Here is a 4,108-nt window from a genome sequence, read left to right on the forward strand (position 1 = left end):
GGGGCGGCCGGGCCGCTGAGGGCGCCGATGATCCGGCGGTGGCGGGCCTCCTCCTCGTGGCTGAACCGGATGAGCCGGGTGCGCAGTTCCCCGAACCGGGCGTCCCGGCCCAGTGCCTGGTACAGGGCGAGGCCGAGGCCGGGCAGTTTCCGGTCCAGTTCCAGGGTCAGCGTGAAGGCGAACCCGGGGCCGCGCGCGGTCAGGACGGCGGCGATCTCGTCCAGCAGTCGGCCGGTCACCGCGCGGTGCGGGCAGCCGGCGACGATGATCCCGGCGAGTTCCGCCAGGGGCACGCGGGCGGTGTAGGCGAGGCGCAGCCGCCGTACCGCGCCGATCCAGGCGAGTCCGGCGCGTTCCAGGCCGTCCACCAGGTCGGTGGGCAGGTCGAGTTCGAGCCAGGGGGCGTAGCCCGGGGTCATGAGCCGCCGGGCCAGTTCCTCGCGGACGGTGGCCTCGCTGCTGGGCCGGTGCCGCATCCAGCGGGTGAGGACGGGCCAGCCGTGCACGGGGTCCGGCCGCTCCCCCAGGAGGGCGGCGATCGCCCGGTCGCGCAGGGCCGGGTCGGGGTCGCAGCGGGCCACCAGGGCGTCGGCGTACCGGTCGAGCGCGGGGGCGCCGTCGGTGAGGGCGCGCAGCCGGGGAGGTGGGGTCGTGGGCGGGGGGCCGGGCAGGGCGGCGCGGCCGATCAGCCACAGCAGGTCGGCGTCGGCGGCGGCCTCCGGGGTGAGTCCGGGGGCACCCGGCGGGGCCAGTTCCTCCAGGAGCGCGGGCAGTCCGGGGTGCCGACCGCTCTCCAGGGCGGTGCGCAGGACCGGCCAGAGCGGGCGGACGATCCCCGGCCGGCCGTGGTCGCGGGCGGTCTCCAGCGCGATGCGCCAGGCCTCCTCGTTGTCCCCGACGAACGCGGCGGCGTCGGCCTCGGTGACCTCGCCGGCGGTGGGGTGGCCGGTGAGCGCTCCGGCGAAGCGCAGCCAGCCGGGGACGGGTCCGCCGCCGGGGGCGGACACCGCGGACAGCAGCCGGTCCAGCGGGCGCAGTTCGCGGGCCCGGTTGCTGAGCAGCCCCTTGAGCCAGGCGGTGCCGGCCTCCGGGACGCCGGTCAGGACCCGGTCGACGGCGTCGGTGGAGTATCCGTACTCCTTCTCCACCATGTAGGCGAGCTGCCCGGCCCAGGCGGGGTCGTAGCCGGGTGCGGTCGCCAGGGCGGTGAACAGGCGGCCGAACACGGCGGGGTGGCCGGCCGCCTCCAGTTGCTGGGTCAGCCGCAGGTAGGACCTGGCCAGCTGGAACGTCTCCTTGGACGCGGGCCGGGAGAGGACCTCGGCGGCCAGCAGGTCCGGCAGGCGCGGGGTCCGGTGGCGGACGAGGAGGGCGGCGGCAGTGCCGTCGTCGGGGCGGGCGGCGGTGTTGGCGAGGAAGACGGCCAGTTCCCGCTGCCGCCCCTCGTCCAGGGTGTCCAGGGCGTGCAGGGCGAGCAGCCGGCCGACCTCCTCCACCTGGCCCCGGCCCTGCCGGACGGAGTCCAGTACGGAGTCGAGGAGGTCGAGTTCGCGCAGTACCCGCACCGCGTCGGCGCCCTCGCGCAGCGGGAGCGGGGCGGTGGCGGCGAGGAGGTGGGCGACGACGTCGGCGGTCGATTCGCGTTTGGCCCGGACCCGGGTGAGTTCGGCGAGGTAGGTGCGGGCGGTGTCGCCGCCGGGGGCCGGGGGGCGGCCGCTGCCGAGCGGGGTCTCCAGCTGGCCGGAGCGGGCGGACGCGGCGAACACCAGGCGCAGCCCGTGCTCGGTCTTGCCGGCCCAGGTGGCGCCGCTGAGCCAGGTGCGGCAGCCGTACGGCAGCAGGGCGCAGATCGCGTCGAGCGCCCGGACCCGTTCGTCGATGCCGGGGAGGGTGGTGCCGCGCGGCGCGGTGATGACGAGGTGCCGGCCGTCGAGCAGGAGGGCGGCCATGCCGGCGGCCCACTCGAAGCCCAGCCGGTCGACGGTGGCGGCGAGTTCGGCGGCCGGGGTGCGTTCGGTGCGCAGGACGAGTTCGGCGCCGGGCACGGGTTCGGTGTGCGCGGCGGCGCGGTCGAGCGAGGTCCAGGTCACGCCGGCCCGGCTGGCGGGCTGCCATTCTGCGAGCAGCAGCCGCCAGGTGTAGCTCGCCGTGCCGGTGCCGTCCTTGGAGCCGTCCCAGGTGGTGTCGACGACCGCGCACACGGGGCGGTCCTCGCCGTCGGCCGTGGAGAGGAAGACGCGCCAGGGCAGGCTGCCGGCCGGGTCGCGGCCGTCCGGCGTGCCGGTGGTGGCGCTCCACAGGTAGCGCTGGGCCCTGTCCCCCGGCAGGCTGCCGTCCAGTACCTCGTAGCCCATGCTGCGGCCCGCCCGCTTGCCCAGGACGGCCCACTCGGCGGGCAGTGGTGCCGTGTTCGGGTTCGGGTCCTCGCTCACCGCTGCCACGGCTTCGCGTTGACGGACCGGATGCGCTTCTCGAGGTCGATCAGCGGTTCCAGCACGTTGATGGGGACGGGCGAGGTGCAGATGCGGCGTACGCCGTCCACCACCTCGACGTTCAGGTAGTTGCGGTAGTCGAAGACGTTCTGCGGGTTGAGCCGGAAGCCGATGGCGGAGGTGGCGTAGTACGAGATGCGGGACGGGTGGAAGAAGTTGGCCAGGCCGTCGCGCACGAGGCGGGCGCTGGCGCCGCGCACGTCGTCGCACATCCACTGGAAGAAGCGGGCGGCCTGCTCGTCGGGGACGCGCGGCAGCCGGTTGCCCTCCTGGCTCTGCGTCACCCAGCCCGCCTCCACGGCGGGGCGGAACACCTCGGGGTCGTCGAACTTGGTGATGCACACCGAGACGTGGTGCGGCAGCCGGTTGCGGTAGAGCTTGCCGGCGTCCCGGACGCGGGCGTTCAGCTCGGTGAGCATCGAGTACAGGAAGTTGAGGCCCTCGCCGGCCCGCTGGCTGTCGAGCAGCGGGTCGAAGAGGTAGATCAGGCCCTGGGAGCGGGCCAGCTGGTCCAGGACCCTGGGCCGCAGGGCGTTGGCCTCGTCGCCCCGGTACGCCTCGCCGGTGACGTCCTGGACCTCCAGGATGAAGCCGGTCTCCCTGCTCTTCTTGAACGGCCCGGCCTTCGGTTCCTCGCCCTGGAAGGACCAGGACAGCGGCTGGAGGCCCACGGTGGCCTCCGGGAAGACGCGGCGGATCGCCAGCTGGGTGACGCCGTCGTTGAGGAACTCGATGGATTCGGGGTTCATGCCGCCGACGACCCAGTTGGAGCGGCTGTGGCGCTGCTGCTGCATGGCCGCGATGGCCATGGAGGCGAGGTAGGTGGTCTTGCCGGAGCGGGGTGCGCCCCACAGCCCGATGCGGACCCGGTCGGTGGCGGGGTTCTCCACGCCGGTGGGCGCGACCGGGATGGGCAGGGGTTCGAGGTGGCCGTCCATCGCGGAGTACGAGGGCCCGCCCGGTCCGGGCGCGAAGTCGGGGGCGGCGTCGGGCCGCGGCGGGAGGGTGCCCCAGGGCGTGGTGGTGGCCTCGGGGTCGGAGGACGAGGGGGGCGGGCCGGGGGGTTCGGAGCGCCCGACCGCGTCCTGCGGGGGCTCGTTGGGGTCGTAGTACGGATCGTTCATGTGTCTCTCCTCGTACCGGAGCGGTCGGTCACAGCAGCGGGGTCGCGAGGGCCAGCGGGCAGGGCAGGCCGTCCCACCGCCAGGGCGGGGCGAGGGTGTCGGCCACGTCGTCCGCCGTGTCGGTGCCGGGCCGGAAGGAGCCGCCGGCCCCGAGGGCGTCCCAGGCGGCCGCGGTGTAGTGCTGTACGGGCCCCCGCTCGCCGCCGGTGTCCGGGTCCGCGCGGGCCAGGACGCGGATGCCCCGGGCGCGCAGGGCGTCGAGTTCGCCGCGCCAGTCGGCGCCGAGCGGGCAGGAGGGCACCACCTCGTGCTGCTCGGGCAGTCCGGGCGGGCGGCGGCCGACGACGAGCAGGACGCGTTCGGTGCGGGTGCCGTCCGCCGGGCGGGCCCGGCCGCCCTTCACCAGGCGGCCCACTTCCTTGAGGGCGTCCTCCAGCGAGGAGGCGGTGTCCTGGGCGCGGCGGGCGGGCCGCCAGCCGGCGAGTGCGGCCA

2 protein-coding genes and 1 pseudogene are annotated in these 4,108 nt (G+C 75.6%); all 3 read right to left on the minus strand.

The window, feature by feature from the left end:
• Positions 1-2,432: hypothetical protein (locus tag MHW47_RS32820; protein ID WP_239227491.1), on the minus strand; the 2,432-nt coding region annotated here is incomplete at its 3' end.
• A complete protein-coding gene (locus tag MHW47_RS32825; protein WP_239227492.1) occupies positions 2,429-3,616 on the minus strand; it encodes a hypothetical protein in 1,188 nt (395 codons plus the stop codon). The genes MHW47_RS32820 and MHW47_RS32825, both read right to left, overlap by 4 nt.
• 28 nt (positions 3,617-3,644) lie before the next feature.
• Positions 3,645-4,108, minus strand: a pseudogene (locus MHW47_RS32830) (hypothetical protein); the annotation flags it as partial.

The sequence above is a fragment of the Streptomyces sp. OfavH-34-F genome (assembly GCF_022347745.1).
Lineage (GTDB): Bacteria > Actinomycetota > Actinomycetes > Streptomycetales > Streptomycetaceae > Streptomyces.